This window comes from Vibrio rubrogenes (assembly GCF_059641415.1).
Genome location: NZ_JCARSY010000017.1, coordinates 18,877 through 36,474 on the forward strand (window position 1 = coordinate 18,877; position 17,598 = coordinate 36,474).

Below are 17,598 nucleotides of genomic sequence, written 5' to 3' on the forward strand. Positions count from 1 at the left end.
CAATAAATTAAAATGAATATTCGATTTTTAAAATAAATAAAAACTAAATAGGTCTAATAAATAGAGTTTACTTATACAAAACATCCACACACTTATAAGTGATAAATATCACATTCCAATTCCCTGTACAGATAATTCTCAACTATTAATTTCTATTCTGAACTCGCCGGCAAACAAAAAACAATCCAAATCGACGTGAAAATATATTCCCGAAACATTGATGTTTCAGCGGGATGACCAACCAGTCTCCCGATGCACACCCCTTCACGACTCGTTCAGTGAAGACTGAAGCTTCAAATTCGGAGGATATAAAAGGAACCAATACTTCGCTTTATAGCGATAGCATACTGGAAGGGTAAACCATGTTAAGTCAAATACAGCGATTCGGTGGGGCGATGTTTACACCTGTCCTCCTCTTCCCTTTTGCAGGGATTATTGTAGGGCTGTCCATCGTACTCAAAAATCCTGATTTTATGGGATCACTTGCCGATACCAACGGCACTTTTTTTCAATTGATGAACATACTGGAAGAAGGCGGATGGACCATCTTCCGTAACATGCCACTGATTTTTGCCATTGCCCTGCCGATAGGTCTGGCGCAAAAAGCGCATGCCCGGGCCTGCCTCGTGGTATTTCTCTCCTATCTGACCTACAACTACTTTATTGCAGCGATGGCAGCCGTTTGGGGCAGTTACTTCGGTGTTGATTTTTCTCAGGCTCCCGGAGGGGTCAGCGGCCTGACCCTGATCGGTGGTATCAAAACTCTCGATACCAGTATCGTCGGCGCCATATTTATCGCCGGTCTGGTGACGTACCTGCATAACCGTTTCTTTGACACCAAATTACCGGATTATCTCGGTATTTTTCAGGGAACCGCATTCATTGCCATTCTTGCTTTCTTTGCCATGCTCCCCTGTGCGTGGGCCACATTAATGATCTGGCCAAAAATTCAGGCAGCTATCAGTTCTCTGCAAGGACTGATGCTGGCATCCGGCACACTGGGCGTCTGGCTATATACATTTTTAGAACGTCTGCTGATCCCGACCGGATTACACCACTTTATCTATGGCCCGTTCATCTTCGGCCCGGTTGCCGTAGAAAACGGTATCATGATGAACTGGGCACAACACATTCAGGAATTCAGCCAATCGACATTACCGTTGAAAACGCTATTCCCCGCCGGTGGTTTTGCTCTGCACGGTAATTCAAAACTGTTCGGTTCAGTCGGGATTGCCCTTGCCATTTACATGACAGCCGATGAAGAGAATAAAAGCAAAATCGCCGGATTGCTGATTCCGGCCACCTTAACATCCATTCTGGTCGGTATTACCGAGCCGCTTGAGTTTACTTTCCTGTTCGTTGCGCCGTTTCTGTTCGTCATTCATGCCATTCTGGCCGCCACCATGTCAGCCATCATGTATAGCCTCGGTGTTGTCGGCAATATGGGCGGCGGGCTGATCGAAATCGTCTCACAAAACTGGCTCCCGATGTACAACCATCATGCTTACGTCATGTTGACCCAGATATCGGTCGGACTCTGTTTCACCGTCATCTATTTCTTCCTGTTCAAAATGCTGATCATCCGGTTCGACCTGAAAACTCCCGGTAGAAACAGTGAAGTGAAGTTGTACAAAAAATCGGATTACAAAGCGAAGACCAGTGGCGAAACACATCCGGCCGACAGCCTTGCCAGTCGCCTTATCGAGGCTCTTGGCGGACAAACGAATATCGATCAACTCAATAACTGTGCCACACGTCTGCGAGTGACGGTCATCGATCCGATGCTGATTGTCGATGATCAAATCTTCAAAGATATGGGCGCACACGGTGTCGTCCGCAACGGCAAAGCCATACAAATTATTATCGGGCTCAGCGTCCCCCAAGTCAGAGAAGAGTGTGAGGGGCTACTGCATATCTGAAACGCGCAGCTTGAAAGAATCGCTGCTTCTCAACAAAGACATGAACAAACACATTTAAAGCACATAAAAATATGACCAAAAGGAGATCAACATGAAACAGTTTTCAATCGTCATTGCCGGTGGTGGAAGCACCTTTACTCCCGGCATCGTACTGATGCTTCTGGAGAACATCGACCGCTTCCCGATTCGTCGTCTGACCTTTTATGACAATGACGGAGCCCGGCAAGAAGTCATTGCTGAAGCCTGTAAAATCTTATTGCAAGAGAAAGCACCGCAAATCGACTTTTCCTATACCACAGATCCACAAACCGCATTTACCGACGTTGACTTTGTCATGGCACATATTCGCGTCGGCAAATATCCGATGCGCGAACTGGATGAGAAAATTCCGCTGCGACATGGCGTACTCGGTCAAGAGACCTGCGGACCGGGTGGCATCGCTTATGGAATGCGTTCTATCGGGGGCGTGCTCGAACTGGTCAAATATATGGAACAATATTCGCCGAATGCATGGATGCTGAACTACTCCAATCCGGCGGCGATTGTGGCAGAAGCAACCCGGGCACTCTGCCCTCAGAGTAAAATTCTGAATATCTGTGATATGCCGATCGGCATCGAGAATCGGATGGCCAATATTCTGGGTTACTCGTCCCGTAAAGATTTCGATGTGATGTACTACGGGCTCAATCACTTCGGCTGGTGGAAAACGATTACCAATAAGCAAGGGGAAGACTTAATGCCGAAGCTCAAAGCTTATGTCGCCCAGCATGGTTATGTGCCACCGACTCCGGAAGCCGGTCAACATGTTGAAGCCAGTTGGAATGATACCTTTGCCAAGGCCAAAGATGTGTATGCTCTCGACACAGAAACGTTGCCAAACACTTACCTGAAATATTATCTGTTCCCGGATGAGGTTGTAGCTCATTCCGATCCAACACACACCCGGGCCAATGAAGTGATGGAAGGCAGAGAAAAACATGTCTTCGGCGAATGTCGTAAGGTGATTGAGCAAAAAACTGGCGCTGGATGTGCCTTAGAAGTCGATGAACACGCATCTTATATTGTTGATCTGGCAAGGGCGATAGCCTTTAACACCAAAGAACGCATGTTACTGATCGTAGAAAACCAAGGTTCAATTGAAAACTTCAACACCGATGCGATGGTTGAAATTCCTTGTCTGGTCGGCAGTAACGGACCGGAACCGCTGCGGGTCGGAGCTATCCCGACCTTCCAACACGGCATGATGAGCCAACAGGTTGCCGTCGAAAAACTGGTTGTTGAAGCTTGGATCGAAAAATCCTATCAGAAACTGTGGCAAGCGATAACGCTCTCAAAAACCGTCCCGAGTGCTTCCGTGGCCAAGGCTATTTTAGACGACCTGATTGAAGCCAATAAAGACTTCTGGCCGACACTAAAATAACCCCGGTACAATGTGGTGAATGGCTTTTTAGGTTAGATCTATGCCAGAACGTTGCCCGTGATACGGGCAACTCAAAGTCTCTTTACATGACGTAAAGAGACTTTCATTACCCCTGCCCGGGCATGGAATTTAAACGGTGTTGCCGCACCGAATCACTCGGTTCGAGCCGGACAAACAGCGCCACAACCCCCATCAGCGCCATCACCCAGAAAACTTGAGCGCCCCAGTGCTCAAATCCCCAACCACTGATTGCCGTCATCGTCGCAATCACCGCTCCCAGAGGAATCGCATTGTACAACGACTGCAATGCGACCATTCTCTCCGGTACTGCTTGTTGAATGTAACGAATGGTCGCCAGATGTGCGACCGCGAATGTCAGGCTATGGAGTAACTGAATGAACACCAGTGCTGCAAGCTGCGTGGTGAAAGCCGTTAATCCCCAACGCACGGCAACCGCACAGGAAGAGAGCAAAAACATCGCGCGGATCGACCACAGACCGAACAGGCGACGACTGAGCGCAAAAATACAGATCTCCGCAATGACACCCAAACTCCACAGATAACCAATGATTTCTTCTGAATGTCCGACTGATTTCCAGTACACGGAACTAAAACTGTAATAAGCCGCGTGGCTGCCCTGAATCAACGACACCAGCACTAAAAACTTAATCACATGCTTGTCTCTGAGCATTTCGATTAGTTTAGGACGTACCACCTCAGTTTCTGTTTGCGTCGCCGGATTAGGATTAGGCGCACGCAGGCTCATTAAAAACGTCACACTCATGCCCAATAAAGCCGTATACAGAATCCAGTCATTCCCCCAGTGCGCGACAATCCAGCCGACCACCAGCGAACCGACGATAAAGGCAACGGAGCCCCACAAACGAGTGCGGCCGTAATCGAGCATTTTCATATTGGTGTAGTAATTCGCTAACGTGTCCGACAGCGGAATGATCGGCCCGAAACAAGCATTAAACAGGACAGTTGCCAGCGCAATCCACAGCAAATGCTGTACAGCAAAAAGATGTGCAGCAATAAACCCGATTGCCAATAGCGTCAACACTCTCAGCATCGGCACATACCATTCAGCCCGGTGGACTCTCGGCGTCACCAGTAAATTTGCCAGACAGCGGGTACCGAATGCGAGCCCCATAATCAGACCAATATCGGTTGATGCGACCCCCTCACTTTTGAGCCACAACGCCCAAAATGGCGTATAGATGCCATAGACAAAGAAAAAACCGAAATAATACTGAGAAATCCAGCGGAACGGAGAAATACTGAGCATAACGACCTACTGATGCAAAAAGCGACGGATGACGGATGATGTAACTAACTGCGCCTATTATGCTTTGAATGCCATATAAGAAAAAGGGAATATTGCTCAACACTCTGTTTCCTCTAAGTCTGATATTTCCCCTCGCAATTCAATCCATTCAGGCATCGTTGATGGCATTAGACCAAAGTCGTCTGGAGGCAAATCAGATTTCAGCCAAAATTAAATCAGATACCCTCGCCCAGAAAGGTTGCTATGCCGGATAAGTTCAATCTTCAGTCACCCCCGTTTGATCGCCTGACTCCGGCGCAACAACAGCAGCTTCTCTCTGCGCTGGATGTCGCTTACTTTCGGTCGAGGGACACCTTGCTGCGCTGCGGTGAAAGTGGACAATATCTGCACATTCTCATCAAAGGAGTGGTTGAAGAGCGCTCAGAAGATGGTCAGGAAGTCTTTGCTCACTACGCGAGCGAAGATATTTTTGATGTCCGTGCCCTGCTTGACGGAACGGTTAAACATCAATACATCGCACTGGAAGATACACTGGTCTATCAATTACCCAAGTCGGTTTTTGTCGATTTTTATCACCAGAACGGGCAATTTGCAGCGTATTTCGATAGTAACCTCGCCACCCGTCAGGCTCTGCTGGAAAATGCCCAACAGCAGCAAAACCTCGCCGAGTTTATTCTGACCAAAGTGGATCGGGCGATTTATCATCCGCCGATCATCGTCACTCCGGAGCAAACCATCGCTGATGTCGCCGGGCTGCTCAAAGACAACAATAGCGATGCAGCATTAGTGCAACTGCCAGAGAACGACGTGCGACTTACGCAAACCACACATGCACATCCGTATGCGATTGTCACCCGGACGGACATGCTCCATGCTCTGACATTAGACGCTCAGCCGGTCAACACGCCGGTCGGTCAAATTGCCACCTTCCCGGTATTTCACGTTAATGATGGGGAATTTCTCTTTAATGCGATGGTGATGATGATCCGCAACCGGATCAAGCGAATTATGGTGTGTGACGGCAACCAAGCGGTGGGCATGCTGGATATGACCCAGATTCTCAGCACCTTTTCCACCCACTCCCACGTGCTGACCCTGAGCATTGCCAGAGCATCCAGTATCGAAGAGCTGACTATCGCTTCCAACCAACAACACAAATTGGTCGAAAACCTCGTCAGCAATGGCATCAGAACCCGTTTCATGATGGAACTGATCGCCGCAGTCAATGAACAGATTATAGAGAAAGCCTTTGAACTCACGGTGCCGCCGGTGATGCAACAACAGTGCTGTCTGCTGGTCTTAGGTTCAGAGGGGCGTGGTGAACAGATTCTCAAAACCGATCAGGATAATGCATTAATCATCAAAGATGATATCGATTGGCCGGATTGTCAGCGTGTGATGGACAAACTGACCCATACGCTTCTCCAACTCGGCTATCCTGTCTGCCCGGGCAAAGTGATGGTCAACAATCCACAATGGGTGAAATCTCAACGGAACTGGCAAGCCGCTCTTTCCCAATGGGTCACTCAAGCCAAACCAGAACAAATTATGCATATCGCTATTATGGCTGACGCACAGGCCGTCGCCGGCAATCGGGCGCTGTTGCACCCCATTCGGGAGCACCTCTCCGGGTTGATGGCCGACCAAGAACTGATCCTGTCAGCTTTCACCCGTCCTGCCCTGAATTTCTCCCTGCCACTGACCTTATTCGGCAACGTGAAATCCTCCAAATCAGGGCTCGATATCAAACAAGGCGGTATTTTTCCGATTGTCCACGGCATCCGGGCCCTGAGTCTGGAGTACCGCATTGCAGAGCAAAACACCTTTAAGCGTATCGAAGCACTCACCCAAAAACGGGTGCTGGAACAACAGACCGCAGACAATCTGAGTGAAGCGCTGAAACTCTTCTTTAAGCTCCGGCTCACTCAACAGCTTCAACAACCGGAGCGCAATAATCATCTGGACATCAAATCTCTCGACAGCACCGAACGGGACTTATTACGTCACAGCTTGCATATTGTTAAAAAATTCAAGCAGTGGTTGTCGTACCACTATCAGATTAGAGAATAAGCCCATGAACCGAATCTCACGCCGATACTGGTATTACAAACTCAAAGATTCCGCTTACCGGAGCCTGTTCTTACCACCGGACCATCAGGAATTCGTCTCACTGGATTGCGAAACAACCAGTCTCAATCCGCAACAGGCAGAACTGGTTTCCATTGCCGCCACCAAAATTATCGGCAACCGTATTCTGACCAGTCAGTCCTTTGAAGTGAAGCTGTGTGCACCCAGAACGCTGAATGCCGATTCAGTCCGTATTCACCAGATCCGTCATCAGGATCTCAGTGATGGTCTGACCGAAGCACAAGCCCTGATCCAGTTATTGGATTTTATCGGTAACCGGCCACTGGTTGGCTATCACATCCGTTATGATAAAACCATTCTCGATATCGCCTGCCGCAAACATCTGGGTTTTCCGCTGCCGAATCGCCTGATTGAAGTGAGTCAGCTCTATCATGAACAACTGGAAAAAATGCTGCCCAATGCCTACTGCGACCTCAGTCTGGAAGCGATTTGTCATCATTTGGATCTGCCGCTGCAAAATAAACATGACGCCTTACAAGATGCGCTCTCTGCGGCGCTGGTATTTGTCCGTTTGACTCAAGGTGATCTGCCATCGTTCTCTTCCGCCTGAATGTTATTGTCGTTTTCCACCGCAACCATTCACAACAAACAGAGCCCCCACTGGTGTGACACCTTGAATCGCAATGATTTTTTACTCACAGATCTCATTTAGCCTAAAGTCTAATTGTGCAATCACGGTATCTGAACAAGAGTTATTACACCTAGGTAACCTCAAAGCACTCCGATAGGGTGAGTTCGAGTTCATATTTGGGTACAAGAATTTCAGATCCTCCGGAAATATTTATTATAAGCCCAATCAATCATGATGAACCGGAGCGGTCCCTGCATTCAAAAGGAGAAGAAGCTATGAGTGATGTTCATGTTTATCCGGTCAAGAACAATATTAAAGAACATACCCACGCGGATAACGACACTTACTTATCAATGTACCAACGCTCAGTAAGCGACCCCGAGGGATTTTGGGGAGAACACGGGCAGATCGTTGACTGGATCACCCCTTACACCAAAGTCAAGCACACCTCATTTGATACCGGCCATGTGGGTATCCGTTGGTTTGAAGATGGTACCCTGAACGTCTCGGCCAACTGTATTGACCGCCACCTTGCAGAGCGTGGCGATGAGGTGGCGATCATCTGGGAAGGCGATGACCCGCTTGAAGATAAAACGCTCACCTTCAATCAACTCCATCAAGAAGTCTGCCGCTTTGCCAATGTACTGAAAGATCAAGGCATCCGTAAGGGTGACGTCGTTTGTCTATATATGCCGATGGTACCGGAAGCTGCAGTGGCAATGCTGGCTTGTACTCGCATCGGTGCGGTACATACGGTGGTCTTCGGTGGTTTCTCTCCGGAAGCACTCGCAGGGCGCATTATCGACTCCGACGCAAAAATGGTGATTACCGCAGATGAAGGCGTCCGGGGCGGACGGGCGGTACCACTGAAAAAGAATGTCGATGAAGCCCTCACCAACCCTGAAGTCAAAACCATTAGCAAAGTGGTGGTTCTCAAACGCACCGGCGGCAGTATCGACTGGCATGATCACCGGGATATCTGGTGGCACGAAGCCACAGCCAAAGCATCAGAACACTGCCCGGCAGAAGCGATGAAAGCAGAAGATCCGCTGTTCATCCTTTACACCTCCGGCTCCACGGGCAAACCCAAAGGCGTGTTACATACCACAGGCGGCTATCTGGTTTATGCCACCATGACCTTTAAATATGTTTTCGATTATCAGCCCGGCGAAGTCTTCTGGTGTACCGCGGATGTCGGCTGGATCACCGGTCACACCTATCTGGTTTACGGCCCGCTTGCCAATGGCGCGAAAACCATTTTATTTGAAGGCGTACCTAACTATCCGAACACTAACCGAATGAGTCAGGTGGTCGATAAACATCAGGTGAATATTCTCTACACGGCACCGACAGCAATCCGGGCACTGATGGCCAAAGGTAATGAAGCCATCGACGGCACCTCACGTGACAGTTTGCGCATCATGGGGTCAGTGGGCGAGCCGATCAATCCGGAAGCATGGGAATGGTATTATCGGACTATCGGCAATGAAAAATCCCCGATTGTCGATACTTGGTGGCAGACAGAAACGGGTGGCATTCTGATCACTCCGCTTCCCGGTGCAACCGAGTTGAAACCCGGTTCAGCCACACGACCATTCTTCGGTGTCCAACCCGCACTGGTCGATAACGTCGGCAATCTCATTGACGGTGCAGCCGAAGGGAATCTGGTGATTCTCGACTCTTGGCCCGGACAAATGCGCACGGTATACGGTGATCATGACCGCTTTGAACAGACCTATTTCTCCACCTTCAAAGGGATGTATTTCACCGGTGACGGTGCCCGCCGCGATGAAGACGGCTATTACTGGATTACCGGACGGGTCGATGACGTCCTCAATGTCTCCGGCCACCGCATGGGTACCGCAGAAGTCGAATCAGCGCTGGTGGCATTCGATAAAATTGCTGAAGCCGCTGTCGTTGGGATTCCACACGATATTAAGGGTCAGGCGATTTATGCCTACATCACACTCAATGATGGTATCTATCCCTCTTCTGAACTGCATAAAGAAGTCAAAGAATGGGTGCGTAAAGAAATTGGCCCAATCGCCACACCGGATGTGCTGCACTGGACCGATGCTCTGCCTAAAACCCGCTCCGGGAAAATCATGCGCCGAATTCTGCGTAAGATTGCTACCGGAGACACCAGCAATCTTGGCGATACTTCAACCCTCGCAGACCCAAGTGTGGTGGATAAGCTGATTGCAGAAAAAGCAGCACTCAGTTAAAACTGCCTGAAGTGCAAACGAACGTTCTAAACCGCGAAGCCATCCCTCCGATGGCTTCCTTTTTAAGCCCAGCCCAAACGACTCAGGCTCGGTCTTACCAGTCATTCCCCAACTTGCTCATTTGAATGCGCATCACAGTTTCTGAATTCAATGCCTTTTTATCGCTAAATCACCATTCTGCTCGCACGAAAAAACCAATGTAATGGTTTCTTCTCGCCGATGTTCTTTCTGTCCCGTGACTCTCTGTGCCATACCTCTATAGACTGGTTTGTTGTGGTTTCGACAAAACCATTTCTGATCTTCATGGTCATAAGACGATAACGACATAATTATCAATTTTCCGCAAAGCGCGTAAACCTTGGGCTCAACACTCTTTCACATTATCCGAAACGGTGATTAGACCAGTAATTTGCTGCCATTTGTGTTGAATTAGCTATAATCAGGACCAATTCACCATTTTTTGATTTTCTTGAAAAAAAATTGTGTGAAAAAACCTAAAATATGGGAATATGTAAATAAGACCTCATTATTGAGTAAGATGGCGACACAATGACGACAAAATTACGCATTCTTGTGCTAAACGGTCCTAACCTGAATTTACTGGGCCTGCGTGAACCGGCACATTACGGTTCTCAAACGTTACCTCAGATCATTGATCGACTCCGTCAACAGGCCGATCAAGCTGGTGTTGAACTAGAGCACCTGCAATCGAATCGTGAGTATGAACTGATCGAAACCATTCATCAGGCATACGAGAACATTGACTTCATCATTATCAACCCTGCCGCATTCACCCATACCAGTGTTGCACTGCGGGATGCACTTTTGGGGGTCAATATTCCTTTTATTGAGGTACATCTTTCTAATGTTCATGCCCGGGAACCTTTCCGTCACCACTCTTATTTGTCAGACAAGGCAGAGGGGGTGATTTGCGGTTTAGGTGCTCAAGGCTATGAATTTGCGTTGTCGGCAGCTATCACAAAACTGCAGGCAAAATAAACACTCGACATCCCGCGGCAGTTGTTCGGGTTGTCTTATTCACAAGATCAAAGAGAAAAGACAATGGATATTCGTAAAATAAAAAAACTTATCGAATTAGTTGAAGAGTCAGGCATTGCTGAGCTGGAAATTTCTGAAGGTGAAGAATCCGTACGCATCAGCCGTCACAGTGCACCAGCAGCGCCAATCCAATATGCACAATATGCACCTGCCCCAGTTGCTGCACCTGCACCTGTAGCGGCGCCGGTAGCAGAAGTAGCCAGTGCACCGGCAGAAGCACCACAACCGACAGGTCATCAAGTGCTTTCACCAATGGTCGGTACTTTCTACAGCTCTCCGAGCCCAGATTCAGCACCATTCGTAAAAGTTGGCCAGAAAGTCGCTGTCGGCGAACCACTGTGTATCGTTGAAGCCATGAAAATGATGAACCAGATCGAATCCGATAAAGCTGGTATCGTCAAAGCAATCCTTGTTGAGAACGGTCAGCCTGTCGAGTTCGATCAGCCTCTCGTTATCATTGAATAATTGAGGTCAGATTTATGCTAGATAAAGTTGTCATCGCGAACCGGGGTGAAATTGCACTCCGTATTCTTCGCGCCTGTAAAGAGCTAGGGATCAAAACGGTCGCTGTCCATTCCACAGCAGACCGGGACCTCAAACATGTCTTACTTGCTGATGAATCCATCTGTATCGGGCCGGCACGTAGTATTGATAGCTACTTAAATATTCCACGCATTATCTCAGCAGCAGAAATCACGGGGGCAGTTGCCATTCACCCGGGCTACGGCTTCCTGTCTGAAAATGCAGATTTTGCTGAGCAAGTTGAAAAATCAGGCTTCATTTTTGTCGGTCCGAAAGCTGAAACCATCCGCATGATGGGGGATAAAGTCTCTGCGATCGCCTCGATGAAGAAAGCGGGCGTGCCTTGTGTACCGGGTTCAGATGGCCCACTCGGGGATGATGTCGAGAAAAATAAATCCATTGCGAAACGCATCGGCTATCCGGTGATCATTAAAGCATCCGGTGGCGGCGGCGGTCGTGGTATGCGTGTGGTTCGCAGTGAAGCTGAACTGATTCAGTCCATCACTATGACCCGTACCGAAGCGAAAGCGGCTTTCAACAACGATATGGTCTACATGGAGAAATTCCTGGAAAACCCACGTCACGTTGAAGTTCAGGTAATTGCCGACGGTCAGGGTGGCGCAATCCACTTGGGCGAACGTGACTGTTCAATGCAACGTCGTCACCAAAAAGTCGTCGAAGAAGCTCCGGCACCGGGCATTACCGAAGAAATGCGTAAATACATCGGTGAACGTTGTACACGCGCCTGTGTTGAAATCGGCTACCGCGGTGCGGGTACATTCGAATTCCTCTATGAAAACGGCGAGTTCTATTTCATTGAAATGAACACTCGGATTCAGGTTGAACACCCTGTTACCGAAATGGTGACCGGTGTCGATCTGATCAAAGAGCAACTGCGTGTTGCGGCGGGCCAACCGTTGTCATTTACGCAGGATGATATCAAACTGCGCGGTCATGCGATTGAGTGTCGTATCAATGCCGAAGATCCGGAACGTTTTCTCCCGTCACCGGGTAAAATTGAGCGCTTCCACGCTGCCGGTGGTATGGGGATTCGTTGGGAATCCCACATCTACTCGGGTTATACCGTACCTCCGCACTATGATTCGATGATCGGTAAACTGATCGCCTATGGTGAAAACCGTGATGTTGCGATCGCGCGGATGAAGAATGCACTCAACGAAATGATTGTTGAAGGGATCAAAACCAACATCCCGCTTCAACTGAAGATTATGAATGATGAAAACTTCCAGCATGGTGGCGCCAATATCCACTATCTGGAGAAGAAACTCGGCATCAATCACTAATCCGTTCGACAGATAAATAACAATATAAGCCTCCCCTCGGGGAGGTTTTTTTGTTCAGGGCAAGCCCTATTCAAAAAATGAATATCTGCTACACTCTCGGCCATTCAACCCACGGAAAGAGTCAATCACATGCCTTGGATTCAAATTAAACTCAATGCCAACAGCGCCAATGCCGAAACCATCGGTGATATGTTGATGGAAGACACAGGCGCGTTATCCGTCACATTTCTTGACGCGAAAGACACCCCCGTCTTTGAACCCCTTCCGGGGGAAACTCGCCTCTGGGGAGATACCGATGTGCTCGCGCTCTATGATGCAGAAGCGGATACCGATACCATCTTGGCACAAATCAAGGCCAGTCAACTTTTACCTGCGGACTTCTCTTATAAAGTCGAACAGATTGAAGATAAGGACTGGGAACGGGAATGGATGGACAACTTTCACCCGATGAAATTCGGCAGCCGTCTGTGGATTTGCCCGAGCTGGAAAGAGATCCCCGATCCGGATGCAGTCAATGTAATGCTTGATCCCGGTCTGGCATTCGGCACCGGTACGCACCCGACAACCGCCTTATGTCTGGAATGGCTCGAAGGGCTGGATCTCAGCGGAAAAACCGTGATTGATTTCGGTTGCGGCTCCGGCATTCTGGCGATTGCAGCAATCAAGTTGGGTGCCAAGCAAGTGATTGGTATCGATATTGACCCACAAGCCTTACTCGCTTCCAAAGATAACGCTCAGCGCAACGGTGTTGAAAACCAGCTAGAGGTCTACCTGCCGCAAAATCAACCTGACAATCTCAGTGCAGATATCGTGGTGGCAAACATTCTGGCCGGCCCGCTCAAAGAGCTTTCTCCGGTGATTCAGTCTCTGGTTCGCCCGGGTGGACAACTGGCGATGTCAGGCGTGTTAGAGACACAGGCAGAGGGCGTTGCCGACTTCTATCGCAACCAGTTTGGGATTGACCCCATTATTGAAAATAACGAATGGTGCCGGATTTCTGGTCGAAAAAAATAACCATCGCGAATGTGACTGACTAATTGACTGAAAAATAGACGATTTACAAAAACAAATTGTAAATGCTCAAATATTAGTCTTTTCACACCGCTAAAAAATGCGTAAAATGCGCGCCCTTGCTGCCTTATAACTGTAATGACGTGTTAAAAATCGGAAACCACCAACTCAAGAACAGTCTGATCGTTGCTCCTATGGCTGGCGTCACCGACAGACCTTTTCGCGAGTTATGTCTTCGCTATGGTGCCGGCATGGCTGTCAGTGAAATGATGTCATCCAATCCGGCATTGTGGAAAACGTCAAAGTCGAAACAGCGCATGGTCCATGAGGGCGAATCCGGGATTCGTTCGGTTCAGATCGCAGGTTCCGATCCACAGTTAATGGCAGAAGCTGCGCAATTCAGCGTTGAAAACGGTGCGCAAATCATCGATATCAACATGGGTTGTCCGGCAAAAAAAGTGAATAAGAAGTTGGCAGGTTCCGCCCTGTTACGCTACCCGGATTTAATTGAGAATATCCTCACCACGGTAGTTCAGGCCGTTCGTGTGCCTGTGACGCTAAAAACACGGACCGGTTGGGATACAGCGCATAAGAACTGTGTTCACATCGCAAAGCTGGCCGAAGACTGCGGCATTCAGGCACTCGCCCTTCATGGAAGGACCCGGGCTTGTCTGTATCGCGGCATGGCAGAATATGACAGCATCAGAGCGGTCAAACAGGCCATCTCGATTCCGGTGATCGCCAATGGTGACATCGATAGTCCGGAAAAGGCCAAATATGTACTGGAATATACCGGCGCTGACGCATTAATGATTGGTCGCCCGGCACAAGGACGACCCTGGATTTTTCAGGAAATCCAACATTTTTTGGAAACCGGCACAACAATGCCTGCGCTTCCGGTTAAGGAAGTCAAAAGCATTTTGCTTGGTCATGTACAAGCGCTCCATCAGTTTTACGGAGCGTATCTGGGGCCACGAATCGCACGGAAACATGTGGGGTGGTATCTCAAAGAACATGAACAGGCAAGTGGGTTTCGTCGGACCTTCAATGCCATAGAAGCAGCCCCGCTGCAACTGGAAGCACTCGAAGGTTATTTTGATAACGTTGCATCATAAAATTAAGAGAAGAGCTAGACCGAATATGTTCGAACAAAATCTGACTTCAGAAGCTTTAACCGTTACTACCGTTACTTCACAAGACCAAATCACCCAGAAGCCTCTGCGTGATTCCGTTAAAGCATCTCTTAAAAACTATCTTTCCCAGTTAAATGGCCAAGAAGTAAGTGAATTATACGAATTAGTTCTAGCTGAAGTTGAGCAGCCGCTGCTCGATACGATCATGCAGTACACTCGCGGTAACCAAACCCGCGCAGCAACCATGATGGGTATCAACCGTGGAACACTTCGCAAGAAACTGAAAAAGTACGGCATGAACTAATCACTGTTCATTAACCATTTGAATTTAAAGCCCGAAGTAGAGAAATCCGCTTCGGGTTTTTGTTTGGATTGATATAATCTGAAATTCGCTCATCTTGTGCTCCGTGTTCTGTTTTGTTTTGGTCGATAAAATTAGATCACAAAACAAGGGGCGCGAATACCTTTAAGTGCCTGATGTGGATAGAAGTTATGTGGGGATTCTTCAGGTTCCAATCCCGGCACTGAATTTTGCCAGTGCACAGGTAGATTAGTTCTGTTGGGGAAGGTGTCAAATAGAGATGACCAGAGAACTGTATGCTGTCTTTTGTTCTATATATTCATTATTTTCGAAATCACCACTAAAATGATGAAGAAAAACAGACTCCAAAACCAAAGTGAATGAAGCCACATCACTAACCAAAAACTCTTCCTGTCTGTTGTGGCTCGGTTTCGAATAAAGGGGAACAGAATACAATAACAGTGAAATCTTGTTCCAATTGCCTGAAAGGTGTAATCAAACCCCGCAATCAACGCAGAGTCATTCCTTTTCTTAAATCTCTCAGAAGCCAGTTGTTCGTCCAGAAACAGAATATGCTTATATCCGCCTAAAGCGGTTCGAATAGAAAAGAACAGAAAAGGAATTGCCCAGAGGCCAACCCAAAGGCCAAAAAATATTCTGAAAAATATGACGAATTCATTTATTGTCATTCAAAGATTTCCTTCACTGGCTCTACAACATATTCATAGAATACATCACCTAAAGCTTTTCCGGCAGCACCGCCACCGACGCCTCCAACGACACCACCGGCTACAACTGCACTAACGGTAGCAACAGCTATAACAGGCGCAGATGTAATACTTAACGCACCAAGTACAAGTACAGTAACACCTGTAGTAATATACCCTCCGGCTACACCGCCTCCCCAACCACCAAGGAACCCTCCAATCACCCTTGTCGCGGTTTTTCCGCACTCGCCAGAACCATCGACAGTACATGCTTCATAAACACTATTAACACCGCTTGCAACTCCCAAAACCAACCCAACATATCCAATACTTTTTGCACTTGCTACACCTTTAGATATATTCGCAATCCGCTTGCCAAGGCTAGGCACTGTACCTTTCTCTATAATTTCATCAGCATGGTGAATCACCGACTTTGTAGAGAGTCTGAGTGATTTTTTTACCTGCCGATAAGCTGGTATTTTTACAGCACGACTCGAAAAACGGGTAAATGATTGATCCAACTTCTTGAGTAAAGCCGCACGCTCGGCAATAAAAGAACCATAATTAATTCCACCTGTACGGCTTGCCATAGCCACTTGCGTTACATAGAGGTTATTAATGTCCTGAATAATACCGCTGACATGCTTTAAATGACTTTCAATCCCTGTAGCAACAACACTTACACCAACCGATGCATAAGCATATTGATCCGAAGGCAATCCATTGTCCTGAATATATTTCAAACCATTCGAAGCATAGTAATCTAACAATTCAAAGTGACGGTAAACAGTTGCTACTTCTTCATCACTGAGCTTCGCCAATTCGGTACTGGCCGCTTTTGCTTCTTCTTGCAAATCAGATAAGCTCTGTTTTTCTTTCACACTGGAAGGTTCAACGGTCGGCAATATAACAATCTCACCCTGACGAACCGGTTCATTCAGATGGGCATTATACTTTTTAACCAGTTGTTTTTGTGTCGTGGTCGTGTCAGAGGTGAACAGACTCGCCCACAACTCCTGTTGAGATTGTGTTGATTCAACCTGCATCCACCCCAGAGAAAATTGCTGTTCTTGTGCCTTCTCCTGAGCCTTTCGCTCTTGAAGCATTGCCCACACTTTTTCACTATTGAGATGATTCTCCCGACATTGCTTATCATAGCGTTCTTTCAGGGATAATTTCACAGGTTCTGATTCAATGTAAGGTTCGGTATAAACCAACGCATTCACGCTTCCTGAATAAAATGAACCGATGCCATGATTCACTAATTCAACTCTGGCTGTATAAGCTCGATGAGCCAACAAGTCGATATTAGATTCAATCACAGGATTGACCCGCCAGTATAGATTGCCCCATTCATCCCGATCCCGAATCAATAAGGGGATGGATGGCGTATCAGTGAGTAAGACTTGATGACCGCTGCGAAGTTGTTCAAGAAAATCAGAACAGCGCATTCCGGAAGGCGTCACGGATTTGATATCCGATTCGTGCAGGGATGAAAAATCCCCTTCAACCTGAGCAAATTCATTCGCCATCAGGTTGTAGATTTGAATAGTTTGATAGTTCATTTGACGTTGTTTGTGTATGAATTCAGTTCATATCGATATAAGAGGAGTATTGTACAACAGAGCAATAACAGATGAACCATTATCAATAGAATCAGATAGTTAATATGGTTTACATTCCATAAATAGGGGGATTTACTGCCTTATTGATGAATAGTAATCACGTTGATGCTACTTCTCAGCTTTTGATCGTTCATAAACCCCGTCAAAAGAGACGAGCTGAACTTCTATCACCCCACCAAAGTATTCAATTTTAACCCGTGGGTCATCTTGCTGTTTTAGCTGAGCGCTGAAGGTTTCATAAAGAGATGCCATAAAATTTTTAACAGACTGGTCTGAGTCAATTAAATTTGTTTTAAAGTGGTCATGATTCATAATTTAGCCAAGTATTATTGATTTAAATGTAAATAAAATTAACGGTTGATTAA

General features: G+C 47.5%; 15 protein-coding genes. 11 read left to right on the plus strand and 4 right to left on the minus strand.

The window, feature by feature from the left end; genetic code table 11:
- The first annotated feature begins 362 nt into the window (after window positions 1-362).
- On the plus strand, window positions 363-1,919 hold the full coding sequence (locus AC55NX_RS13000) for an alpha-glucoside-specific PTS transporter subunit IIBC (protein ID WP_476487591.1): 1,557 nt from the start codon (window positions 363-365) through the stop codon (window positions 1,917-1,919).
- Window positions 1,920-2,010: 91 nt separating this feature from the next.
- Entirely contained in the window at window positions 2,011-3,339 is a 1,329-nt protein-coding gene (locus AC55NX_RS13005) for a 6-phospho-alpha-glucosidase (protein WP_476487590.1), read from the plus strand.
- Between the two features lie 106 nt (window positions 3,340-3,445).
- Here AC55NX_RS13005 and AC55NX_RS13010 read toward each other — a convergent pair whose 3' ends face one another.
- Window positions 3,446-4,627 (minus strand): 3-phenylpropionate MFS transporter, encoded by a 1,182-nt coding sequence (locus AC55NX_RS13010; protein WP_311846533.1) that lies wholly within the window; start codon window positions 4,625-4,627, stop codon window positions 3,446-3,448.
- 243 nt (window positions 4,628-4,870) lie between these two features.
- On the opposite strand from AC55NX_RS13010, the gene AC55NX_RS13015 reads away from it, so the two are divergent.
- The 9 genes from AC55NX_RS13015 to fis all read left to right on the plus strand — a co-directional run bounded on the left by AC55NX_RS13015 (window position 4,871) and on the right by fis (window position 14,904).
- The gene (locus tag AC55NX_RS13015; protein ID WP_496996133.1) at window positions 4,871-6,697 is read left to right on the plus strand and encodes a DUF294 nucleotidyltransferase-like domain-containing protein; all 1,827 of its coding nucleotides are present in this window, start codon (window positions 4,871-4,873) and stop codon (window positions 6,695-6,697) included.
- 4 nt (window positions 6,698-6,701) lie between these two features.
- Complete coding sequence (locus tag AC55NX_RS13020; protein WP_496996134.1) at window positions 6,702-7,325, plus strand: 3'-5' exonuclease; 624 nt, start codon at window positions 6,702-6,704, stop codon at window positions 7,323-7,325.
- 296 nt (window positions 7,326-7,621) lie between these two features.
- Complete coding sequence (gene acs, locus AC55NX_RS13025; protein WP_496996135.1) at window positions 7,622-9,571, plus strand: acetate--CoA ligase; 1,950 nt, start codon at window positions 7,622-7,624, stop codon at window positions 9,569-9,571.
- A 549-nt stretch (window positions 9,572-10,120) separates the two neighbouring features.
- Window positions 10,121-10,570 (plus strand): type II 3-dehydroquinate dehydratase, encoded by a 450-nt coding sequence (gene aroQ, locus AC55NX_RS13030; RefSeq protein ID WP_496996136.1) that lies wholly within the window; start codon window positions 10,121-10,123, stop codon window positions 10,568-10,570.
- Window positions 10,571-10,633: 63 nt separating this feature from the next.
- Window positions 10,634-11,095, plus strand: coding sequence for an acetyl-CoA carboxylase biotin carboxyl carrier protein (gene accB, locus AC55NX_RS13035; protein WP_496996137.1), 462 nt, complete (start codon window positions 10,634-10,636; stop codon window positions 11,093-11,095).
- A 14-nt stretch (window positions 11,096-11,109) separates the two neighbouring features.
- Entirely contained in the window at window positions 11,110-12,456 is a 1,347-nt protein-coding gene (gene accC / locus AC55NX_RS13040) for an acetyl-CoA carboxylase biotin carboxylase subunit (RefSeq protein ID WP_496996138.1), read from the plus strand.
- 129 nt (window positions 12,457-12,585) lie between these two features.
- A complete protein-coding gene (gene prmA, locus AC55NX_RS13045) occupies window positions 12,586-13,470 on the plus strand; it encodes a 50S ribosomal protein L11 methyltransferase (RefSeq protein WP_496996139.1) in 885 nt (294 codons plus the stop codon).
- A 140-nt stretch (window positions 13,471-13,610) separates the two neighbouring features.
- Window positions 13,611-14,582 carry a tRNA dihydrouridine synthase DusB gene (dusB, locus tag AC55NX_RS13050; protein ID WP_269431953.1) on the plus strand — a complete coding sequence of 324 codons (972 nt, stop codon included), beginning with the start codon at window positions 13,611-13,613 and terminating at the stop codon, window positions 14,580-14,582.
- Between the two features lie 25 nt (window positions 14,583-14,607).
- On the plus strand, window positions 14,608-14,904 hold the full coding sequence (fis, locus tag AC55NX_RS13055) for a DNA-binding transcriptional regulator Fis (RefSeq protein WP_021021668.1): 297 nt from the start codon (window positions 14,608-14,610) through the stop codon (window positions 14,902-14,904).
- Between the two features lie 308 nt (window positions 14,905-15,212).
- Here fis and AC55NX_RS13060 read toward each other — a convergent pair whose 3' ends face one another.
- From AC55NX_RS13060 to AC55NX_RS13070, 3 genes are all read right to left on the minus strand, one after another.
- A complete protein-coding gene (locus AC55NX_RS13060) occupies window positions 15,213-15,590 on the minus strand; it encodes a hypothetical protein (protein WP_496996140.1) in 378 nt (125 codons plus the stop codon).
- Entirely contained in the window at window positions 15,587-17,173 is a 1,587-nt protein-coding gene (locus AC55NX_RS13065) for a hypothetical protein (RefSeq protein ID WP_496996141.1), read from the minus strand. The genes AC55NX_RS13060 and AC55NX_RS13065 overlap by 4 nt, the downstream gene beginning before the upstream one ends.
- A 168-nt stretch (window positions 17,174-17,341) precedes the next feature.
- A complete protein-coding gene (locus AC55NX_RS13070) occupies window positions 17,342-17,545 on the minus strand; it encodes a hypothetical protein (RefSeq protein WP_496996142.1) in 204 nt (67 codons plus the stop codon).
- Between the last annotated feature and the right edge of the window lie 53 nt (window positions 17,546-17,598).